This window comes from Arthrobacter sp. PTI12 (assembly GCF_056679915.1).
Map to the genome: position 1 here is coordinate 2,286,857 of NZ_CM155256.1, position 21,656 is coordinate 2,308,512.

Annotated in this window: 15 protein-coding genes and 2 tRNA genes; 7 read left to right on the forward strand and 10 right to left on the reverse strand. The window is 61.5% G+C overall.

Annotation, left to right across the window (positions count from 1 at the left end; all coding sequences use genetic code 11):
• Positions 1–86: 86 nt before the first annotated feature.
• The 4 genes from AC1MBU_RS10955 to AC1MBU_RS10970 form a co-directional block, all read right to left on the reverse strand.
• Positions 87–761 (reverse strand): ATP-dependent Clp protease proteolytic subunit, encoded by a 675-nt coding sequence (locus AC1MBU_RS10955; protein ID WP_056549360.1) that lies wholly within the window; start codon positions 759–761, stop codon positions 87–89.
• Between the two features lie 45 nt (positions 762–806).
• A complete protein-coding gene (locus AC1MBU_RS10960) occupies positions 807–1,403 on the reverse strand; it encodes an ATP-dependent Clp protease proteolytic subunit (protein WP_056549607.1) in 597 nt (198 codons plus the stop codon).
• 195 nt (positions 1,404–1,598) lie between these two features.
• On the reverse strand, positions 1,599–3,026 hold the full coding sequence (gene tig / locus AC1MBU_RS10965) for a trigger factor (protein WP_479787200.1): 1,428 nt from the start codon (positions 3,024–3,026) through the stop codon (positions 1,599–1,601).
• A gap of 110 nt (positions 3,027–3,136) precedes the next feature.
• A tRNA-Pro gene (locus tag AC1MBU_RS10970) sits at positions 3,137–3,210 on the reverse strand.
• A gap of 144 nt (positions 3,211–3,354) precedes the next feature.
• Between AC1MBU_RS10970 and AC1MBU_RS10975 the strand changes: the two genes are divergently transcribed.
• Positions 3,355–3,428: transfer RNA gene (locus tag AC1MBU_RS10975), tRNA-Gly, on the forward strand.
• Positions 3,429–3,469: 41 nt separating this feature from the next.
• On the opposite strand, the gene AC1MBU_RS10980 is transcribed toward AC1MBU_RS10975, so the two are convergent.
• Positions 3,470–4,366, reverse strand: coding sequence for an Fpg/Nei family DNA glycosylase (locus AC1MBU_RS10980; protein WP_479787201.1), 897 nt, complete (start codon positions 4,364–4,366; stop codon positions 3,470–3,472).
• Entirely contained in the window at positions 4,366–4,839 is a 474-nt protein-coding gene (locus AC1MBU_RS10985) for a ribose-5-phosphate isomerase (protein WP_479787202.1), read from the reverse strand. Before AC1MBU_RS10985 ends, AC1MBU_RS10980 begins: the two co-directional genes overlap by 1 nt.
• Before the next feature lie 163 nt (positions 4,840–5,002).
• Here AC1MBU_RS10985 and AC1MBU_RS10990 point away from each other — a divergent pair, with 163 nt between their 5' ends.
• Positions 5,003–6,598: a multicopper oxidase family protein gene (locus tag AC1MBU_RS10990; RefSeq protein ID WP_277357277.1), complete on the forward strand. Its 1,596-nt coding sequence runs from the start codon at positions 5,003–5,005 to the stop codon at positions 6,596–6,598.
• A 643-nt stretch (positions 6,599–7,241) separates the two neighbouring features.
• Here the strand turns inward: AC1MBU_RS10990 and AC1MBU_RS10995 are convergent.
• Both AC1MBU_RS10995 and AC1MBU_RS11000 read right to left on the reverse strand, forming a co-directional pair.
• Entirely contained in the window at positions 7,242–10,424 is a 3,183-nt protein-coding gene (locus AC1MBU_RS10995; RefSeq protein ID WP_479787203.1) for a chitobiase/beta-hexosaminidase C-terminal domain-containing protein, read from the reverse strand.
• A gap of 492 nt (positions 10,425–10,916) precedes the next feature.
• Positions 10,917–13,460, reverse strand: a complete 2,544-nt coding sequence (locus tag AC1MBU_RS11000; RefSeq protein ID WP_479787204.1) for an IPT/TIG domain-containing protein — start codon at positions 13,458–13,460, stop codon at positions 10,917–10,919.
• A gap of 259 nt (positions 13,461–13,719) precedes the next feature.
• Here AC1MBU_RS11000 and pepN point away from each other — a divergent pair, with 259 nt between their 5' ends.
• From pepN to AC1MBU_RS11020, 4 genes are all read left to right on the forward strand, one after another.
• A complete protein-coding gene (gene pepN, locus AC1MBU_RS11005) occupies positions 13,720–16,272 on the forward strand; it encodes an aminopeptidase N (RefSeq protein ID WP_479787205.1) in 2,553 nt (850 codons plus the stop codon).
• 75 nt (positions 16,273–16,347) lie between these two features.
• A complete protein-coding gene (locus AC1MBU_RS11010) occupies positions 16,348–16,869 on the forward strand; it encodes an OsmC family protein (RefSeq protein WP_277357273.1) in 522 nt (173 codons plus the stop codon).
• A 138-nt stretch (positions 16,870–17,007) separates the two neighbouring features.
• The gene (locus tag AC1MBU_RS11015; RefSeq protein WP_277357272.1) at positions 17,008–17,631 is read left to right on the forward strand and encodes a mechanosensitive ion channel family protein; all 624 of its coding nucleotides are present in this window, start codon (positions 17,008–17,010) and stop codon (positions 17,629–17,631) included.
• Complete coding sequence (locus tag AC1MBU_RS11020; protein WP_277357271.1) at positions 17,621–18,094, forward strand: globin; 474 nt, start codon at positions 17,621–17,623, stop codon at positions 18,092–18,094. The genes AC1MBU_RS11015 and AC1MBU_RS11020 overlap by 11 nt, the downstream gene beginning before the upstream one ends.
• A 23-nt stretch (positions 18,095–18,117) precedes the next feature.
• On the opposite strand, the gene AC1MBU_RS11025 is transcribed toward AC1MBU_RS11020, so the two are convergent.
• Positions 18,118–18,789 carry a DUF8185 domain-containing protein gene (locus tag AC1MBU_RS11025; protein WP_346028211.1) on the reverse strand — a complete coding sequence of 224 codons (672 nt, stop codon included), beginning with the start codon at positions 18,787–18,789 and terminating at the stop codon, positions 18,118–18,120.
• Between the two features lie 142 nt (positions 18,790–18,931).
• Between AC1MBU_RS11025 and AC1MBU_RS11030 the strand changes: the two genes are divergently transcribed.
• Positions 18,932–19,888: an acyl-CoA thioesterase gene (locus tag AC1MBU_RS11030; RefSeq protein ID WP_277357269.1), complete on the forward strand. Its 957-nt coding sequence runs from the start codon at positions 18,932–18,934 to the stop codon at positions 19,886–19,888.
• A gap of 69 nt (positions 19,889–19,957) precedes the next feature.
• Here the strand turns inward: AC1MBU_RS11030 and ettA are convergent, their stop codons facing one another.
• On the reverse strand, positions 19,958–21,640 hold the full coding sequence (ettA, locus tag AC1MBU_RS11035; RefSeq protein ID WP_479787206.1) for an energy-dependent translational throttle protein EttA: 1,683 nt from the start codon (positions 21,638–21,640) through the stop codon (positions 19,958–19,960).
• Positions 21,641–21,656 lie beyond the last annotated feature (16 nt).

A 21,656-nucleotide genomic window follows, 5' to 3' on the forward strand; every position in this document is an offset into this window, starting at 1 on the left:
TCTAGGCCACTTGGTGCCCCGAATCAGCAATATAGCGCCCGTGGTCTTTCCCCATTTGGAGGGACCACGGGCGCCACTGTCACCAGCTACGGCTTGTTGATCTTCGGCGGTGTGATTTTGCGTGAGGTGAGTACCTCATCCACGAGACCGTAGGCCTTTGCATCTTCGGCGGTCAGAATCTTGTCCCGCTCGATGTCAATGTTGACCTGCTCGGAGGTCTTTCCGCTGTGCAGCGCGAGGGTGTCCTCAAGCCAGGCCCGCATACGCATGACCTCGTTGGCCTGGATCTCGAGGTCCGAAGCCTGGCCGCCCTGGCCGCCGCCGAGTGCCGGCTGGTGGATCAGCACACGGGCGTTGGGAAGCGCAAGGCGCTTGCCGGGGGCACCAGCGGCCAACAGCACGGCTGCCGCGCTGGCAGCCTGACCGAGGCAGACGGTCTGGATCTCGGGACGAATGAACTGCATGGTGTCGTAGATGGCGGTCATCGCCGTGAACGATCCACCGGGAGAGTTGATGTACAGCGTGATGTCGCGCTCGGGGTCAGTGGACTCAAGAACGAGCAGCTGCGCCATCACATCATCCGCGGAAGCGTCATCCACCTGAACGCCAAGGAAGATGATCCTGTCCTCGAACAACTTCGTGTAGGGGTCCTGGCGCTTGAAACCGTAGGGCGTGCGCTCTTCGAACTGCGGAAGGACATAACGGCTTGTCGGCAGCTGGGGAGCCCGGCCGCCGGCTGCGGCCTGGAAATCGTGGTTCATGGTGCCTCCTGTGTGGCAGGTCTATGGGAGTGGGCGTGATGCGGGTCAGTCGCGCTGGGTTCCGCCGCCGCCGGAGACGGATCCGGCATGCGCCGAAATATGGTCAAAGAACCCGTATTCCAGGGCATCCTGCGCCGTGAACCACTTGTCCCGGTCATTGTCCTTGAGGATGGTCTCCACCGACTGTCCGGTCTGCTCGGCGGTGAGTTCGGCCATAACGCGCTTCATGTGCAGGATCAGCTCTGCCTGAATCTTGATGTCAGAAGCGGTGCCTCCGATCCCGCCGGACGGCTGGTGCATCAGGATGCGGGCGTGCGGGGTGGCGTAACGCTTGCCCTTGGTGCCGGAGGACAGCAGGAACTGACCCATCGAAGCTGCAAGGCCCGTAGCCACTGTGACGACGTCGTTCGGGATGAACTGCATGGTGTCATAGATGGCCATGCCCGCAGTCACTGATCCGCCGGGTGAGTTGATGTAGAGGAAAATGTCCTTCTCAGGATCTTCCGCCGACAGCAGGAGCAACTGCGAGCAGATGGCGTTAGCGTTTTCGTCCCGCACTTCAGATCCGAGCCAGATGATCCGCTCCTTCAGAAGCCGGTTGTAGATGTAGTCGTCACGGCTGGCAGGATCAACGGTTGCCATGGTCGGTGTGGTGGATTCGGATGCCATTGCTGATTGACCTCTCACTCAGGTTTTTCTCTCACTGGACACTAACCTGTTTGCGTACTGTTTTGCTCCCGTGCCGTGAGCTGTTCGCTGACGGCGTTAGGAAGCGGGAGGCTTAACGGCAGATGCCGCCAGCAGGGCGCTGACGGCATCTGTTTCCGCTAGGTCGAGCTAAGCCTTCGTGGACTCCGCATCCGCTTCATCAGTGTCTGAAGCGGGAGCATCGGACTCGACAGCCGACGCCTCGACTGCCTCCTCGGAGGCCTCCTCAGCCGCTGTCTCGCTCTCCGCCTGCTCAACATCTCCGGCCGGGCGAACGAAGTCCGAAAGGTCGACAGTTTCGCCGTTGGTATCGGTAACCACTGCAAGCTCCAGAACCTTGGCCAGGGCCTTGCGACGGCGGACTTCACCGACGATCATCGGTACCTGTCCGCTCTGGTCAAGCATCTGCGCGAACTGGTTTGGTTCCATGCCGTACTGGCTTGCCGACGTAACGATGTAGTCGATCAGCTCGTTCTGGCTGACACCGATTTCTTCCTTCTCGGCGACCGCATCCAGGACAATCTCATTGCGGAATGCCTGCTCGGTGTTCCCGCGAACCTCTGCGCGGTGTTCCTCGGTGTCGTGGTCCGCGCCGGCCGAGTGGCTGCTCTCCGAATTGAAGTGCTGCTCAAGCTGCTCTTCGATGACGGATTCAGGCACCGGAACCTCGACGAGTTCCAGCAGTTTCTCAAGCACCTTGTCGCGCGCTTCCACGCCCTGCTCAACGAGCTTGTCTTCTGAAGAGCGCTTCGCCAGATCAGCACGCAGCTCATCAATGGTGTCGAACTCGCTGGCGAGCTGAGCGAAATCATCGTTGGCGTCAGGGAGCTCGCGCTCTTTCACGGCCTTCACCGAAACCGTAACCTCGGCAGCCTTACCGGTGTGCTCGCCGCCGGCGAGCGTGGTCTCGAAGGTCGACGACTCGTCAGCACTCAGGCCGGTCACGGCTTCATCCATGCCTTCCAGCATGGTGCCGGATCCCACCTGGTAAGAGATGTCGACAGCGGAGTCCACTTCCTCGCCGTCGATCTTGGCAGTCAGATCAAGGGTCAGGAAGTCACCGTCGGTAGCGGGGCGGTCCACATCCTTGAGGGTGCCGAAGCGTCCGCGCAGCTCGTCAAGTGACTTCACGACGTCTTCATCAGAAGCTTTCGCAGCCTCAACGGTGACTTCGAGCCCGGAGTACTCCGGAAGTTCAATCTCGGGGCGGATATCGAGCTCAACCGTGAAGAGGAGCTGGCCGTCCTGCGCCGTGGGGTCGGGAACCTCGGTGATTTCCACCTCGGGCCGGCTCAGCGGGCGGATCTTCATTTCCTGGACGGCACTTTGGTAGAAGCCATTGAGGCCGTCGTTGATGGCCGTCTCGATGACGTAACCGCGCCCTACCCGCTGGTCAATCAGCTTGTTGGGGACTTTGCCTTTGCGGAAACCCGGAACCTGCACCTGGGTGGCGATGGTCTTGTAGGCAGCTTCGATGTTCGGCTTGAGTTCCTCGAAAGGGACCTCCACGTTGAGCTTCACTCGCGTGGGAGTGAGGTTTTCGACAGCGCTCTTCACAGCCTAGTTCTCCTGAATGATAGGGATCGGTTCTGCACCGGGTATACGTATCCCGCGAAGGATCATGTCTGCACTGTTTGGTGCAGGTTTCTGCACCGTTGAACACAGAGTCGGGGTGACAGGAGTTGAACCTGCGACTTCCTGCTCCCAAAGCAGGCGCTCTACCAAGCTGAGCTACACCCCGTTGAAGTGCAGAGGCAAGTCTACGAAAGAAACCGCAAGGTTGCACATTTTGAGAATTCGACGCCCTTATGGTGTAGTTATATGCGTTCCAGACCAACCCGGAAATCGCACAGCTTGCACTGCGATCCAGTCCTTAGGTTGTCACGGGGATGTAGCTTAATGGTAAAGCCTCAGTCTTCCAAACTGATTACGCGGGTTCGATTCCCGTCATCCCCTCCACCTCCCCCATACCCAGCTCTCCGGCCCCTTCCGCATCTGGATCAGGCAGCCTGACAGTATGGACACCAGTACAGCTTGCGAGCACCCATCTCTGCCATCGCCACCGACGTGCCGCAGATTCGGCATTCCTGCCCGGTCCTTTTGTAGACGTAGTGGGCCTCCTCAGCGGGCACAGCGGAGCCGTTCCCTGCGCCGGAGGACCGATGGTTCGGCGTCGTCGTAATAATGCGTCCTGCACGCACGCCCTCGTTCATCAGTAGAACCAGGTCTTCCCACAGTGCCAACGCGCCAGCATCCCCGAGCGCCGGGCCCGGGAGCCATGGATGCACACGACGCCGGAAGAGCACCTCGGCGCGGTAGACGTTGCCGACTCCGGCGATCACGGCTTGATTCATGAGCGACAGGCCGACGGCGGTGCGGGTCCGCTGTACCCGTGCAATGAATTCCGCCGGAGGAGTGTCCGGGTCCAACGGATCCGGTCCAAGCCTGGCAATGATTGCATCCCGCTCCGCGCCGGTAATGACTTCGCAGGCTGTCGGCCCGCGCAAGTCCGCCCAACCGTGTGCGGACACTAGCCTCACGCGGACTGCTCCCACGGGCAGTGGTGGGCCGGCATAAACGGCGGGGGCGTCGTCGTCGGCGGTTTCCCTCTCCCCAACGCGCCGGGGTGCGCCGATGCTGGACGCTCCCCGGAACCGACTGTCACCACCGAAGCTCCACGCACCATACAGACCGAGGTGAACACGCATTACCAGGTCATTGTCGAACTCGAGGAACAACTGCTTGCCGTGTGCGCGGGCGCGGGTCAGGACAGCTCCGTCGATACGTTCCGCGCCGTCGGCGAAACGGCCCTGCGGACTGCTCGCCCTCAGCGCCTCACCGGCGAAGACCGAGGTGAACTGGCGTGCGAGCCGGTGGATGGAATGTCCCTCCGGCACTACGGAAGAATCTCGCCGGTGGTCTCGTAGGCAGCGATCTTGCTGATGCGCCGTACGTGCCGCTCAGCACCGCTGAAAGGCTCCTCCAGAAAGGCTTCGACAATGGCGGTGGCCTCTTCGAGAGAGTGCTGGCGCCCGCCCAGCGCCACCACGTTCGCGTCATTGTGTTCGCGCGCAAGCCTGGCAGTGTCCAGGTTCCAGGCCAATGCTGCGCGTACCCCACGGACCTTGTTCGCAGCAATCTGCTCCCCGTTGCCTGAACCGCCGAGCACGATGCCGAGCGCCTCGACGCCCGAAAGCTGATCGTCAACCACTGCCAGCGCCGCTCTTATGCAGAAGGAAGGGTAATCGTCTTCTGCATCGTAGACGGAGGGACCGTGGTCGATCAGCTCGTGCCCCTTCGCTCTCAGATGAGTAACGAGGTGCGCACTGAGCTCCATGCCGGCGTGGTCGGTTGCAATATGAACGCGCATGTAGGGGTCCGTTCCAGGAAGGTTGCAGGTTTCCCTCCCAGATTAGTGCCTGCCGAGCGGCGGTGCCGCAGCAAGCCCGGCTATCGCTCCTGAACCCTGGAGTCCTAGTTTTCTCCAAGTAGCGAAGTACATCCTTTTCATACATCCAAGGGAAGGAAGACCGATGTCTGTATCTCGGCGACAGGTCCTCACAATGGGGGGACTTGGGGTAATTGGAGCCGGGGCGCTGGCCGTTCCGTTCAGCTCCGTCAGCGCCAAGTCCGCCAGCAAGCTGGCGGACAGTGACATGCCGCTGCCGTACCGCGTACCGCTTACGGTCCCGCCGATTTTGGAGCCCTATGCGGTGGGACGCGCGCCGGACGGTGCGAAGGTCCATTATTACAGCGTCACGCAGAAGGCCGGTCTCGCAAAGATACTTCCGCGGCTGACCACGCCGATTCTCGGCTACAACGGAATCTTTCCCGGTCCCACTATCGACCTGCTTCAGGGAACGCGGGCGGTGCTCAAGATCCGCAACCAGCTGCCGCAGGTTCACCCCCGGCACGGGCACACCCTTTCGACGTCGACCCACCTGCACGGGTCAGCCTCGCTCCCCCAGTTCGATGGGTATGCCAGTGACGTGACGCCTCCCGGATTTGCGAAGAACTACGAGTACCCGAACTTCCAGTCGGCTCGTACGCTTTGGTACCACGATCACAACGTGCACACCACCGCGGAGAATGCGTACTCCGGTCTGTCAGCGCAATTCTGCATGCATGATCCTGCGGAGCGCGATCTACTCCCGCAAAACGAGTTCGATGTTCCCCTGACGCTCTCTGATGCCATGTTCGCCGCGGACGGGGGTCTCGCCTATGACGACAACTCCCATTCGGGACTCTGGGGCGACGTCATCCTCGTGAACGGCAAGCCGTGGCCGGTAATGAAGGTCCAGCGACGCGTTTACCGCTTCCGCATTCTGAACGCGTCCATTTCACGTTCCTTCCGCCCGACGCTCAGCACGGGTGAACCTGTTTATGTCGTGGCCACTGACGGCGGACTGATGCCGAAGACGCAGGCGGTTGAGTCCTGGCGCCATGCCGGCGCCGAGCGCTACGAGATCCTGGTGGACTTCTCGGGCTATCAGCCCGGACAGCGCGTTGAGCTGCGGAACCTGTCGAACAAGAACAACGTTGACTACGACTTCACCGATCGGATCATGGCTTTCGATGTCACGGATCAGCCGGTGGACACCGCGGACCACACCTGGAAGACGATCCCCGAAACGCTGGTTTCGCACGAGGTGATGAATCTTCGCCCAGCCCGCGATACCCGCGTCCGCAAGTTCCGTGTGAAGAGAGATGACAGCGTCTGGGTCATCGGGGAAGATTCGTGGGCAGACATCATTGCCAGCGGGTATCGCCGGGTATGCGCTGATCCAGGCCTAGGAGACACCGAGATTTGGGAGTTCGAGAACAGTTCCGGCGGGTGGTTCCATCCGATCCACATCCACCTCATCGACTTTCAGATCCTCAGCCGCAACGGTCGTGCACCTTTCTCCTATGAAATGGGCCCGAAGGACGTTGTGTATGTGGGCGAAGGGGAAACCGTTCGCCTGCTCATGAAGTTCGGGCCGCACCGCGGTAAGTACATGATCCACTGCCACAATCTGCCGCACGAGGACCACGACATGATGACCCAGTTCAGCGTGGGCCTGAAGCCGGGCGATGTGGACCTCAACGATCCGATGAAGGCCGCACCCGCTTTCTGGGACGGCGAGTAAGCCCTCCGCCTCGGCATCTCAGTCCAGGCGGCATTCCCGGCAACGGGAAGGCCGCCTGGACTTTTCTGTGGGTGGATACGGACTGCGGTAGGTGTGCGTGCACAATGGAACGCTCGCGGAGGGACCAGCCGTGCGTACGTTGTGCAGGCACCGCGAAAGTCTCGAAGTGTCTGGTGTCATCCACCTGTACGATTACGACGGCGGCCGGCAGCGGCTGTGTCACTCGTTTTCAGCGGCGGGATGAGACTGCTGCTGCCTACCCGCTTGCGGGCAGACCCCGTTGCAGCTGTCTGAGTCCCCGCCACCACCCGCACCCGGTCTCGCGGCGGGAGCCCTCACTGTACAAACGGGCTAGAGACGGGACATTCATAGCGGGCTTGTCATTCCCGCTATTTTGGCCATCACGACGTCCGCCGCTGAGAACCTTGGACAGCCGGTGCCCGCAGGTGACAGCCAACCACCCTCAGCGGTACAACGGGTGCAACAGCATCGTCCTTATGGCGTGAGCCCGCCGGAGCTGCCGTTGGATGCGGCGGCCTCGCAGGGGCTTTGCGGGATCTGAGCAGGATATAAGCAAGGCCCCCGACGCTTGTACAGCGCCGGAAGCCTTGCTTATGTTTGGGCCGGGATAGCCCTGTGGGTGTTAGAGGATGCTGGTCATGATGTTCCAGCCGGCACCAACCTGCTGACGAGGCTGCCAACCCGCCGCCCCATCACCGCGGTACAGCCACAACCGGCCATCCCGGTCACGAGCCAGCACATCAACCTTCCCGTCCCCGGAGAAGTCACCGGGCCCATGGATGCTGGTCATCACGTTCCAACCAGCACCAACCTGCTCACGAGGCTGCCAACCCGCCGCCCCATCACCGCGGTACAGCCACAACCGGCCATCCCGGTCACGAGCCAGCACATCAACCTTCCCGTCCCCGGAGAAGTCACCGGGCCCATGGATGCTGGTCATCACGTTCCAACCAGCACCAACCTGCTCACGAGGCTGCCAACCCGCCGCCCCATCACCGCGGTACAGCCACAACCGGCCATCCCGGTCACGAGCCAGCACATCAACCTTCCCGTCCCCGGAGAAGTCACCCGGGGCAAGGATGCTGGTCATCACGTTCCAACCAGCACCAACCTGCTCACGAGGCTGCCAACCCGCCGCCCCATCACCGCGGTACAGCCACAACCGGCCATCCCGGTCACGAGCCAGCACATCAACCTTCCCGTCCCCGGAGAAGTCACCCGGGGCAAGGATGCTGGTCATCACGTTCCAACCAGCACCAACCTGCTCACGAGGCTGCCAACCCGCCGCCCCATCACCGCGGTACAGCCACAACCGGCCATCCCGGTCACGAGCCAGCACATCAACCTTCCCGTCACCCGAAAAATCGTGACCATCAATACCAGCTGGGGCATTGATGGTGAACACCCATTGCCCGAGTGGACTGACGTTGCCGGCAGCGTCGACCGCAATCGCACGGAGCGTTGTGGTCTGAGCTATTGCGATTGGCGCGGTGTACAGCGTGCTGGCCACCGTGGGTTCAGTCCCATCCGTGGTGAAACGGATTGCTGCGCCTTCGCTGGCGGCGAGAGTCGCTGTCGTCGCTGCGGTGAACGTACCGCCCGGCGTTGTGGTTGTCAGCTCCGGAGCCACCGTATCGATCGTGTACGTCTCCGTAACGATTGGCGATGCGACTCCCTGATTCACCGCGATGAACTGCAAAACCGTGTCCGCGTTGATGGTGATGGGTCCGGTGTATAGGTTGCCATCGGGCTCGGGAGGCGTACCGTCAGTGGTGAAGAAGATCGGCAAGTCACCCGGGTTGGATGTAAGCGTCACGGTTTGCGGCGTATTGAACGCCCCTCCCGCAATGCTTGCTGCTACAGCCGGGGCTTCCGGTGGAGTGGCACCGACCGTCTTGCCCTGGACAACGAAGTCGGTCGTCCTCGTTCCGATAATCTCCCGAACCGGCACGTTGTCGGTCGTCAAGACCTTGTGGATTTCAAAATAGTTGGTGTCGTAGGGGCTGCCGACGACGGCGTGAGGTGTACTACCGTCTCCGAGGTAGCCCGCGGGTGCCCCTTCAGTCCACCGCAGGAACGGTCCGATCTTCGCTTCGAGCAATGGTGAGAATTCACCGTTGCCGTTCATGCTTCCGAGGTCCTCTGTGTAGCGGAGGCTTCCGGTGTCATCAGCGACAACCTGAAACTTCCCGTACGGATGGGTGATCTCGTAGGTGGCGCCGCTTTCGAACACTGCATCACCCCGAACGCGGATGCGACCGAAAGCGACTTCATCTCCCACCGCGGCTCCTTCGCCCGTGAATGCTGCTTCCAGAGCGAGCGTCAGGCGCACCTCCTCGTCGCCGACTGGCAGGAACGCTTCAGCAGCCCACCAGAAGGACTCACCGGGGAAGTTCCGCGGGAACTGCAGTGGGTCCAAGGGGAACGGCAGTTCTTCGATGATGGGACACAGCGGATCGTTGAGGCACAATTCCAGCTTTACTGGGTCCTGTGCGGCCACGCCTTCACTAGCTGCCCACCCATTGTCCTCAAGGAATGAGGGATAGCCGTGCTGACCGTCTCCGGAAACTGCAACGGGACCTACGGTTTTCAGGTTGTGGATGACGTAGTTGAAGTTCCGGATCTCACCGGCCGTTCCGTCGCCATCGACCGACATAGCCCGGATGAGCGTTGTGCTGGTCACCGGGATGGGCTTGCCGTCGTAGGCGATCGTGGAGCCAACGGCGACGCCGACGGCATCGTACGTCGGTTCCGAACCATCGAGGGTGTAGTAGATCTTCGCTGCTTCGCCCAACTCTGTGGTTCCAGCCAGCGTGACCTGCTGAGGTCCTGCGTGGGGACCGGGCGTTGCGCTCGGTGCTGCCTCGATCCAGGGGCTCGTGGCATCGAGAGTGTAGGTTTCAGTCTGGATGCCGGTCCGCTGAGTCGGCTCGGTCATGCTGACGGCCATGTACTTCAACACCGTCTTACCGGGGGTGGCGAGTTCTACAGGAGCCACATCCTCATCACCCTCGGATGGTGTCCACACGGTTGCCGTGGCGCTCACGGTACCGTCCTCGGCCATCGGCTCGCTGTTGTCGGTCGTGTAGATGATCTTCGCCTCATCGGGGAAGGACGCCTGGATGTTGACCGTAGTGGCCGCCCTGTAGACGCCGCCAGGCTTGTCCACGCCCACACGTACCGTGGCGATCTTGCCCTGCACTGCAAAGAGGTCCGTCTCAGCAGTTTCCATGCCGGGACCTTCAAGGCGGAAAAGGTTCATACCAGACGGGCTTCCGGTTACGGTATGCGGAATGTTTGGATCACCGATTGATCCGGCCGGAGCTTCCGCATCCCACCGCAGGAATGGTCCGATCTTTCCGCTTAGCGGCTCTGTCCAGTCACACGGCTGCTGGAGGCAGCCGAGATCCTCGGTGAAGCGCACCCGTCCGCGATCGTCTGCCGTCACTTCAAAGATCCCGTACGGTGTCGTCGCCGTATAGGTTTCCAGCGGTTGGGCTCCATCAAAGCGGATACGCATCCGGGCGAACGCGTTCTGCTGGCCCTGCGCAACGTCGCCGGCTCCGCCGAACGCCGCTTCCGTGGCCATGATGAGGCGTGCTTCTTCCCCCGTCGATAACGGCAGGGATGCTTCCGCTGAGTACCAGAACGACTCGTCCGGAAAGTTGCCCGGGATAGCCGGTGGCTGTGCCGGATCGAAACCCTCCGCGACCACGGGGCACACAGTGGCGACATCAAGGCAAAGCTCGAGCCGGAGGCCAGTCTTGTCGCCGTACCAATACGGATACCCCGTCTCCGGGTTCACAGGGCCGACGCTCCCTTGCGGGCCCGTTGCTACAGCTGCCGGCAGTATTGCGGTGGACGCCTGCGGAATGGCGCCAGCTGGTGGACCGAAAGTGGACAGGAGCACAACCGCCGTCGCAGTTATACCGGTCCCCCTCCATAACTTGCTTGCGCGCGGAGTTGCCCCTGCCGCAAGGTGTGTTCCGTTCGATTTCATCATCGTCTCCCTGATGGTTTCCGAGTCCCCCGACGAACGAGACCGCTCCCGGGTGAGGCAGAGGTAAAACTTGCCCTGGGGCAACTGTGCCGAGTGGAGGCTGGGAATACCTTGAGATGTTCGCTGGCGGCAGCGCGCAGCTGAGCGCCCGGCGAACACGCCGGCTGCCGAAGCTGGAACGGTTCACTGCGGGCACTCGGCATTTCACGGATCAGCTTTGTGCAAGAGCAAGGCCCCCGACGCTTGTACAGCGCCGGAAGCCTTGCTTATGTTTGGGCCGGGATAGCCCTGTGGGTGTTAGAGGATGCTGGTCATGATGTTCCAGCCGGCACCAACCTGCTCACGAGGCTGCCAACCCGCCGCCCCATCACCGCGGTACAGCCACAACCGGCCATCCCGGTCACGAGCCAGCACATCAACCTTCCCGTCCCCGGAGAAGTCACCGGGCCCATGGATGCTGGTCATCACGTTCCAACCAGCACCAACCTGCTCACGAGGCTGCCAACCCGCCGCCCCATCACCGCGGTACAGCCACAACCGGCCATCCCGGTCACGAGCCAGCACATCAACCTTCCCGTCCCCGGAGAAGTCACCGGGCCCATGGATGCTGGTCATCACGTTCCAACCAGCACCAACCTGCTCACGAGGCTGCCAACCCGCCGCCCCATCACCGCGGTACAGCCACAACCGGCCATCCCGGTCACGAGCCAGCACATCAACCTTCCCGTCCCCGGAGAAGTCACCCGGGGCAAGGATGCTGGTCATCACGTTCCAACCAGCACCAACCTGCTCACGAGGCTGCCAACCCGCCGCCCCATCACCGCGGTACAGCCACAACCGGCCATCCCGGTCACGAGCCAGCACATCAACCTTCCCGTCCCCGGAGAAGTCACCCGGGGCAAGGATGCTGGTCATCACGTTCCAACCAGCACCAACCTGCTCACGAGGCTGCCAACCCGCCGCCCCATCACCGCGGTACTGCCACAACCGGCCATCCCGGTCACGAGCCAGCACATCAACCTTCCCGTCACCCGAAAAATCGTGACCATCAATACCAGCTGGCGGCGCGGTGGCCGCTAGGTAGGAGAAGCTCAGCGGGGCGGAATCGCCGTTCGACGTTGAGATCACGACGTCCGCGCTGCCCGCTGTGTGGACGGGAGTAGCGAAGGAGAGTTCCGTAGAGGAGGAAACCGCGACGTTCCCAGCTGGAATGCTCACTCCGTCCACTGTGACCGAGGTTTCGCCTGGAACGAAACCGCCGCCAAGCACCGTCACGGACGTTCCGCCTTCAGTCGAACCGGAAGTCGGCGACAGCGCTGTGGCTGTCGGTGTGGGCGCCGCCGCGGTGTAGGTGTAGGTCACCTCATTGGAGACGCCGGCCGGCGTCGTAATGAAGATCGCAACCGGTCCCGCTGTATTCGCTTCGACCGTGAAGGACAGCTCCGTGTCGGACACGACGGTGACGTCATCATCAAGGAATGATGCAGGTCCCATGGTCACCATGGTTGCGTCGGATAGGAAGCCCGCGCCTCGTAACGTGACCACGGTGGTACCTTCCAGCGGACCTTTGTCCGGAGTGATGGACGTGATGACTGGAGGCGCAGCCGCTGCAATGTAGGTCAGATCCACGGTGCCGCTCGTGCCAACCGGAGTGGTGACGCTCAGCGGTGCAATCCCTGCCGGATGGGCCGGCGCATTCACAATGAGCGTTCCTGTGTTCATTACCTCTACGTCGTCCGGAGAAATTACAGTGTCCCCGACGGTGACGCTTGTCTGTCCCCTGACGAATCCCGATCCGAACACCCAGACCTCCTCGCCTCCGGTCGATGCCGTATCGTCCGGATCGACTTCCTCAACCTCCGGGGCCTCGGGAGCAGGTTCGGCATAGGTGAATTCGAGCCCGTTGGTTGTTCCGGAGGGAGTCGTTGCAGTCACCACTGCCGGGCCGGCGGTGCCTGCCGGAGTAGTGAAAGTGAGTTCCCTGTCGGACACGACGACGACTCCGCGTGCTTCGGTCCCACCAATGGCAACTGTTGTGTCCGCTGTGAAACCGGACCCTCGGAGCGTCACCGCGTCTCCCCCGGTACTGACGCCATTTGCCGGCAGCAGTTCTTCCGCCGTCGGCGCTTCCGGTGCCTCCAGATGCTCGCAGTTCACGTCTCCAATTGAGATGCGGCCAAGCCAGATTGTAGCGATCTTGCCCACCTCGGGAGCTGACCCGGTGAGCGAGAGGTTGACAGTCAAGCCCGAAGCTGTGGCTGAAGAGGCGTTCTGGGTGGCTGTGGCCGGTAGAACTCTGGCGACAAGTTCAGCGGCTGTCATCCCCGGCACGGTCGCCGCTGCTGCGATCCTCTGCCCTTCCACTGGCACCTCGTCCATGTCAACCGGTGTTCCCAGAATGGTCACATCCTGGGAATCCGTCTCGGCTGCGGGGGAAGTTCCGGGTAGGCAGTCCGCGGAGGAGGCCACTTGTTTTGCCTCTACCGCTGCCAAGCCGAACATTGAAACCGACAGATCCTCGACGAGAACCGAGCTGGTTGTTCCTTCCGCGCCTGACGTCGTCGTGAGCGCAGCGGTACCTGCCACGCTGGCTCCTGTTAGCGCACCGAGATGCGCTGAGAGGTCCGGTATGGCAACTTCGCCCGTCGCCTCAATTGCTGCACCTGCGTCTACGTCCAGCAGGATTGAGCGGCCCAACTCCAGCGACAGTTGCAGTTTCACGGCCGACGCATCCGCATCGCCGGGGGCGCCGAGCGTTGGCGTTGCAACCATCGCTGTGCCACCAATCGCGAGCGCCGACGCTATCGCGGTGACCCTCGCAGTGCTCCATCTCGAGGACATATTCACACTCCTATGCAATCCGGACAGCCGCATCGCCAAACCGCCACCGGTGGCGGGACGTTGCACGACTGCGTGCTGATGCAACGGTAAGGAAGGGACCTTGTGAACAGGTTGAGCTCGGCCTTCAACCGGACAGCGCTATCGCCCGCGCAAGGGCAACGGCGAAATGGTGAAGGTGCACCGTTCTGCGTAAGGTGGATCACACCGCGTTACCGCGCGGTACCACTCCCCCACTCTCGGAGGCATCACCTTGCCAGGTATGAACCTGACGCGGGACGAAGCACGCCAGCGCGCGGCCATAGTCAGCGTCCACAGCTACGCCATCAATCTTGACCTGACCCGTGGTGACTCGATCTTCGGGTCAACCACCGTAGTGTCCTTCGACGCCGAGCAGGGTACATCGACGTTCATTGACGCCGTCACCGCATCGGTCCACCGGGTGACGCTCAACGGTGTAGACCTTGATGTGGCGGATGTCTCTGACGGCGTCCGCATCCGTCTGGATAACCTTGCTGTGTCCAACGAGCTCGTGATCGATGCCGACATGCTCTACATGAACACCGGTGAGGGCCTGCATCGCTTCGTCGATCCAGTCGACAATGAGGTGTACCTCTATACGCAATTCGAGGTTCCGGATTCCCGTCGTGTTTTTGCCGTCTTCGAGCAGCCGGATCTGAAGGCGACATTCCGATTCACCGTGACTGCGCCGTCGCACTGGGATGTCATTTCCAACTCCCCCACGCCCCAGCCCGCTGAAGCCGGCTCGGCTGATGAAGGCGGGGCACGCTCCACCTGGGCCTTCGAGCCAACACCGGTGCTCTCTTCCTACGTCACGGCCCTCATCGCCGGGCCGTACCAGTCCGTGCGCAGTGAACTCACGAGCTCGGACGGACGGACCATCCCCCTCGGCGTCTTTGCACGCAAGTCGCTCATGCAACACCTCGACGCCGAGAACGTCTTCGAGCTGACCCGCCAGGGCTTCGAGTTCTTCGAAGAGCAGTTCGGCGCCCCTTATCCGTTCGAGAAGTACGATCAGCTGTTCGTTCCCGAGTTCAACGCGGGAGCGATGGAAAACGCCGGCGCGGTGACCTTCCTTGAAAGCTATGTGTTCCGTTCCCGGGTGACCGAAGCCACCATTGAACGCCGCGCTATCACTATCCTCCATGAACTCGCCCACATGTGGTTCGGTGACCTGGTGACCATGCGCTGGTGGAATGACCTGTGGCTCAACGAGTCCTTTGCAGAGTTCATGTCCACCCTGGCGTCCGCGGAGGCAACGAAGTTCACACAGTCGTGGACCACGTTCGCATCCCTCGAGAAGGCCTGGGCGTACCGTCAGGACCAGCTGCCCTCCACCCATCCCATCGTGGCTCCGATCAATGACCTGGAGGACGTGCAGGTCAACTTCGACGGCATCACCTATGCCAAGGGCGCTTCCGTGCTCAAACAGCTGGTGGCGTGGGTCGGTCAGGACAAGTTCATGCAGGGAGTGCGGGAATACTTCGGCAAGCACGCCTGGTCCAATACCGAGCTCTCCGACCTGCTCGTCGAGCTTGAGAAAGCAAGCGGCCGTGACCTGAAGGAGTGGTCAGCCCAGTGGCTGGAAACGGCCGGTGTCAACACCCTCCGTCCGGAGATCACTTCCAACGACGACGGCGCTATCACCTCCTTCGCGGTCCAACAGTCCGCGGTGGCGGACTTTCCGACGATCCGTTCGCACCGCTTGGCGATCGGTTTCTATGATTTGACAGGCAACGGGCAGCTTGAGCGCTCGCACCGGGTTGAACTCGATATTGCGGGAGAACGCACGGTTGTCGATGAACTCATCGGGTTGCAGCAGCCGGATCTTGTGCTGCTCAACGACGACGATCTCGCCTACGCGAAAATCCGGCTTGACGACCGGTCGCTGCGAACCGCTACCCGTCATCTGAAGGACTTCAGCGAGTCCCTGCCCCGCACGCTGGTGTGGGCGTCGGCCTGGGATGCAGCCCGCGACGGAGAGACACCTGCACGCAATTACGTCGAGCTGATCCTGCAGAACATCGCCTCAGAGTCTGACTCCTCAGTGGTTCTGGTGCTCCTGCGGCAACTCGCAACCACTCTCGCCCTCTACGTGAGTCCGGCTGACCGGCAGCCAATGGAGATAGCTGCCGCGGACAGCCTGTGGCAGTTGGCGGAGGGTGCTGACGCCGGGTCGGACTCGCAGCTACAGTTCGTGAAGGCGTTCGCCGTTCACGCTCAAACCGGACCACAGCTCGACATCATCGAACGGATCCTTGACGGTTCCGCTGCACCAGAGGGACTCACTGTGGATGCTGACCTGCGGTGGGAGCTATTGACCAGCCTCGTGGTGGGTGGCCGGAAGACCCAGAGGGATATTGACGCCGAACTCGAGCAGGACGCCACGGCCACCGGCGCCCTTGCCGCTGCGCAGGCGAAGGCGGCCATCCCGACCGCTGAAGCAAAGGAGGAAGCCTGGACGGCCATCGTGGAGCGCTCAGACATGCCAAACGCTGCACAGCGTTCGGCGATCGCCGGCTTCACACGGGTCCATGACACGAATCTTCTGGAACCTTTCGCCGGGAAGTACTTCGCTTCGGCGAAGGATGTGTGGGCAAACCGCACGCATGAGATCGCCCAGCAGATTATTGTCGGCCTCTATCCATCGCGATTGACTACGCAAGGCACACTCGCGGCCACTGACGAGTTCCTGGCAACTCTGGATCCGGACCTTGCCTCGCTTCGCCGGCTCGTTCTGGAAAACCGGGACGGCGTGGCACGCGCTCTCAGGGCGCAGGCAGCAGATAAGTAGCGAAGAAGCCGCTAGTTGCACCCGTTGGCCGGTCCGCGCACTGCGGTTATCGGCCAACGGGTGTACTTTGTGGCTATGAACCTCTCTGAGCATCACTATCAGGTACGCGTGGTGTGGACGGGGAACCGCGGTGCCGGCACATCCTCCTACCGGTCCTACACCCGCGATCACGAGGTGGCATCAGCCGGCGTCCCCATCATTCCCGGGTCGGCAGACCCGACGTTCCACGGCAATCCCGAACGTTGGAACCCGGAGCAGCTCCTCCTTGCCGCTCTTTCGCAGTGCCATATGCTGTCCTATCTTCATATGGCGGTCAAGAACGGCATTGTTGTGACTGCCTATGAAGATGCGGCCGAGGGAACCATGCGGCTCAACGCTGATGGCAGTGGTGAGTTCACCGGCGTCATACTGAAGCCTCGGGTCACCATCACGGACAGCACGGTCAAACATACGGCCCAGTCAATCCACACCGACGCGGCTGCGGCCTGCTTCATCGGACGATCAGTCAATTTCCCCGTCTTGCATGAACCGGTTGTCATGGTTGGCGGCACAGCGAACCCGGTCACCGAGCTTTCCCGCCAGAAGACCACCGCCTGACCAGCTAATCTAAGCTGCGCAGCGCGATTGCCGCCGGAAACCAGTGTGCGCTCGCGCCTGCCGACGACGGGTAATCTTGAGCTGCCCGACGAGCCCTGAATGTTCCCGGCCGCGTACAGCCCGATGAAAGGTATTCCCATGCAGTTTCTTGACCAGCTCGGTTACGGCGGAAACATCATCGCCGCCGCGCTGATCCTGCTGGCTGCTCTCATACTCTGGCTCATACTTCGCGCGTTGATCAACCGCATGGTGAAGCGTGTGCAGAACGGCTATGAGATGTTCAAGAAACCGCATTTCCAGTGGGCGCAGCCGGTGTTGCGCACACTTGACCACAAGCGGCGAATGCAACGAGCCGAGACCATCGGTGCGCTACTGCGCAGCACGACGGCGGTCACGATCGCGATCATCGCGCTCATGACCGCAATCGAGCAGCTCGGAGTCAACATCGGTCCTATCCTCGCAAGCGTCGGGATCGTCGGTATTGCCATCGGTTTCGGAGCCCGGGAAGTAATCCGGGACGCGTTCCTGGGATTTTTCATCACCATCGAAGATCAGTACGGCATCGGCGACGTCATCGAGGTGGGAGATACCGTCGGGGTTGTGCAGTCCGTCGGACTGCGAATCACACGCATGGTGGATGAGAACGGTGCAATCTGGTACATCCGAAACGGTGACATCATGAAGGTAGGCAACAGGACACAGGGCAACTACGTTCCGCCCGCAGCAGATGACGAAAAGGTGGAAAAAGCCAATGAGCAGTGAAACACCCGGTCCGATTCCCATCCCGTCGAGATTCGGTGAACCGATTGCCCAGTTGACCCCGGTGGGGCCGCGTTTTGACCAGCCGTCTTATACCGACAACTTTTACGAGGCCGTCGGTGGGCATGAAACGTTCGTCCGCCTGGTCGATGTGTTTTACGCCGGCGTGGCATCGGATGAGTTGCTGCGTCCCATGTACCCGGAAGAGGATCTGGGTCCAGCCAAGGAACGCCTCCTGCTGTTTCTTGAGCAGTACTGGGGCGGACCGAAAACCTACGGTGAGACTCGTGGCCACCCCCGTCTGCGGATGCGCCACCAGCCCTTCCACGTCACACCGGCTGCCCGCGACCGCTGGCTGACGCATATGCGCGACGCCGTCGATTCCCTTGAACTTTCACCGCTGCACGAGGCGACGCTATGGGACTATCTGGATCGGGCGGCACATTCCATGGTCAATTCAGCCTGAGGTCTGCAGAGCCCTGCTGCGGTTTAGAGAACAGCGGCCTGGCGTACGAGGACGTGCCCGGTTCCCGTACTCAGGCGCGTCCAACGGTTGTTGGTGAAGATGCTTGCCCGCTCGCCCGGTTTCAGGAAACCGAGGACAAACGCACCAAAAGCTGCCCCTGCGGGCAGATCCGCCGGTGCCTCTGCAACCGGGCGTCCCCAAATGATGCCGCGTGCGTTGTTCACAACGATGGCGCCGGGAGACTGCGGCACTGATTGAGCCACTTCCCGGATACCCTCCGAGGCAGCGGCGAGCAGCAGGTCAGTTGACATCGAGCCTTTCGATTCCCAGCCGGCCCGCGGCGGCAGAACTCCAGCCCAGATTTCAGTGACCGTTGTCGGCGGCACCGGCAGAACGACGTCGTTCTCCGTCATGCGGGCCAGCCGGTCGGACACGGACGCTAAAGCCACCGTTGTGTCCAGCTGTCCCGGTTCCGCGAGCGGAATGGTGCGCAGGCCGAGGACCGTCGGCGTCGCCTCGCCGAGAATGCGGGGGGCGAGGATGCACACGTACGCCGCCAGCACCTTCCCGCTGGCTTGGAGACGGACTGCTCCGTCCTCGGCTGCGCGTGCGCGTCCTACGTAAGTGCGCAGGTCCAGCATCACCTGTGGATCGGCAAGTGAGAGTTCTCGGGACATGGTGGAGGGTTGAGACATGGTGCAATTCTCTCATCCGCGCAGTTGAGGCTGAACGCCGCGCAGTCTAATGTCGGTGATGGTTCCACTGAAGGCATGCTGCCGGATGAGCCGGGAGCCGTCCAGGCACAGCGCCGTGTAGTACAAGGAGCCAACCATCACCATGTCCGTCCAGCCCTCACAGGACCCTACAGCCGCGCTTGTCACCCTTCTCGACCTGGACAGCGCCGCAGGAGCCCAGACGGACGAGGAGATCTTTGTGGCTACTCCGGTGAAGCAACCGGGCAAGCGTGTGTTCGGAGGCCAGGTGCTCGCCCAGGCTCTGATGGCTTCTATCCGCACCGTGGAATCGGCGCGCTTTGTGCACTCAATGCACGGCTACTTCCTGAGGGCCGGCGATGCCGCCCTGCCCATCACCTTCGGGGTACAGCGGCTGCGCGACGGACGGTCATTCTCGGCGCGTCGGGTTCACGCATACCAGAACGGCGTGCCCATCCTGTCAATGATCGCTTCCTTCCAACAACCTGATGAGGGAATCACGCACCAGGAGTCCATGCCGGCCGACGTCCCGGAGCCGGAGTCGCTCCCCTCGACGGCGGATCTCCTGGGACGCTTCGATCATCCGGTCGCGAAAGCGTGGGCCTATGATCGCCCGTTCGACATCCGCCATATCGACTCCCCGCTCTATGTCGAGAACACAGGATCGGATGAACCTGTGAACGCCGTCTGGATGAAAACATTCGGAGCGATGCCCGCAGATCCCGCGATGCATCAGGCGGCTCTTGCGTACGCGAGCGACTACACGCTGCTCGAATCGATCCTGCGCCCGCACGGCCTTACCTGGATTCACCCGGGGATGAGCGTGGCGAGTCTAGACCATGCCATGTGGTGGCATCGCCCGGTTCGGGTCGATGAATGGCTGCTGTACATCCAGGCATCACCCAGCGCTTCCGGTGCCCGCGGGCTGGCGTTAGGAAAAATCTATAACCGCTCCGGCCATCTCGTTGCCACAGTCGCGCAAGAGGGCATGATCCGCGTGCCTGACGACGCAGGCAGCAAGCTGAAGGGTGCCGTGCAGAAAAAGCTGATGGACCAGAAGATGCGTCGCTGGAAGAATTGAGATCCGTGCTTAACTGACTGAGGGAGCGCGCGGTCCGCACGCTCCCTCAGTCAATGTCAGCTCGCTTTTCTAGTCGCGGGTGAGACGCCGGTGTGTCACACGGTGAGGTTTGGCGGCATCAGGGCCAAGCCGCTCAACCTTGTTTTCCTCATACGCCTCGAAGTTACCCTCGAACCAGTACCAGTTCGCCGGGTCTTCCTCAGTGCCCTCGTAAGACAGGATGTGGGTAGCTACCCGGTCCAGAAACCACCGGTCGTGCGAGACCACAACGGCGCAGCCTGGGAATTCGAGCAGCGCGTTTTCCAGGCTGGAAAGAGTCTCGACATCGAGGTCGTTGGTGGGCTCGTCGAGGAGGAGCAGATTTCCACCCTGCTTCAGCGTCAGCGCGAGGTTCAGCCGGTTACGCTCGCCGCCGGACAACACTCCCGCCTTCTTCTGCTGGTCGGGTCCCTTGAAACCAAACGCGGACACGTAAGCACGGGACGGCATTTCGACCTGGCCGACCTGAATGTAGTCAAGGCCGTCCGACACTACTTCCCACAGCGACTTATTGGGATCGATCCCGCCACGGGACTGGTCCACATAGGAAATCTTGACGGACTCGCCGATCCTCAGTTCTCCGCCGTCGAGCGGTTCCAGACCGACGATGGTCTTGAACAGGGTGGTCTTTCCGACGCCGTTCGGGCCGATTACTCCGACGATACCGTTCCGGGGCAGAGAGAAGGACAGTCCATCGATGAGGATGCGATCGTCATAACCCTTCCGGAGATCATGTGCTTCAATCACCTGGCTGCCGAGGCGCGGGCCGGGTGGAATCTGGATTTCTTCGAAGTCCAGCTTTCTGGTCCGCTCTGCTTCCGATGCCATCTCCTCATAGCGGGCAAGACGCGCCTTGGATTTGGTCTGGCGACCCTTCGCGTTTGACCGCACCCATTCAAGCTCCTCAGTAAGCCTCTTGGAAAGCTTCTGGTCCTTCTTGCCCTGAATCTCGAGCCGCGCACGCTTCTTCTCCAGATACGTGGAGTAGTTGCCTTCATAGGGGTAGAGATGTCCGCGGTCAACCTCCGCAATCCACTCAGCGACATGGTCAAGGAAGTAGCGGTCGTGAGTGACGGCGAGAACTGCGCCGGGGTAGGCAGACAGATGCTGCTCGAGCCACAGCACGCTTTCAGCGTCAAGGTGGTTGGTCGGTTCGTCCAGCAACAGCAGGTCCGGCTTCTGGAGCAGCAGCTTGCACAGCGCAACGCGGCGCCGCTCTCCACCGGAGAGTATCGACACGTCAGCCTCGGGCGGTGGGCAGCGCAGGGCATCCATCGCCTGCTCGAGCTGGGAATCGATGTCCCAGGCGTCTGCGGCGTCAATGGCTTCCTGGAGCTTGCCCATTTCATCGAGCAGCCGATCGTAATCGGAGTCAGGGTTGGCCATTTCTTCGGAGATCTCGTTGAAGCGCTGGATCTTGCCATAGATTTCTCCGACGCCCTCCTGCACGTTGCCGAGAACCGTCTTTTCCTCGTTCAGGGGCGGTTCCTGGAGGAGGATGCCAACTGTGTATCCAGGGCTAAGCCGTGCCTCGCCATTCGAGGGAGTATCCAAACCAGCCATGATTTTCAGGATGGTGGACTTTCCCGCGCCGTTGGGCCCCACGACACCGATTTTGGCGCCCGGGTAGAACGACATACTTACGTCGTCGAGAATTACTTTGTCCCCAACGGCCTTACGGGCCTTGGTCATTGTGTAGATAAATTCCGCCATAGTCCAAGGCTACGGC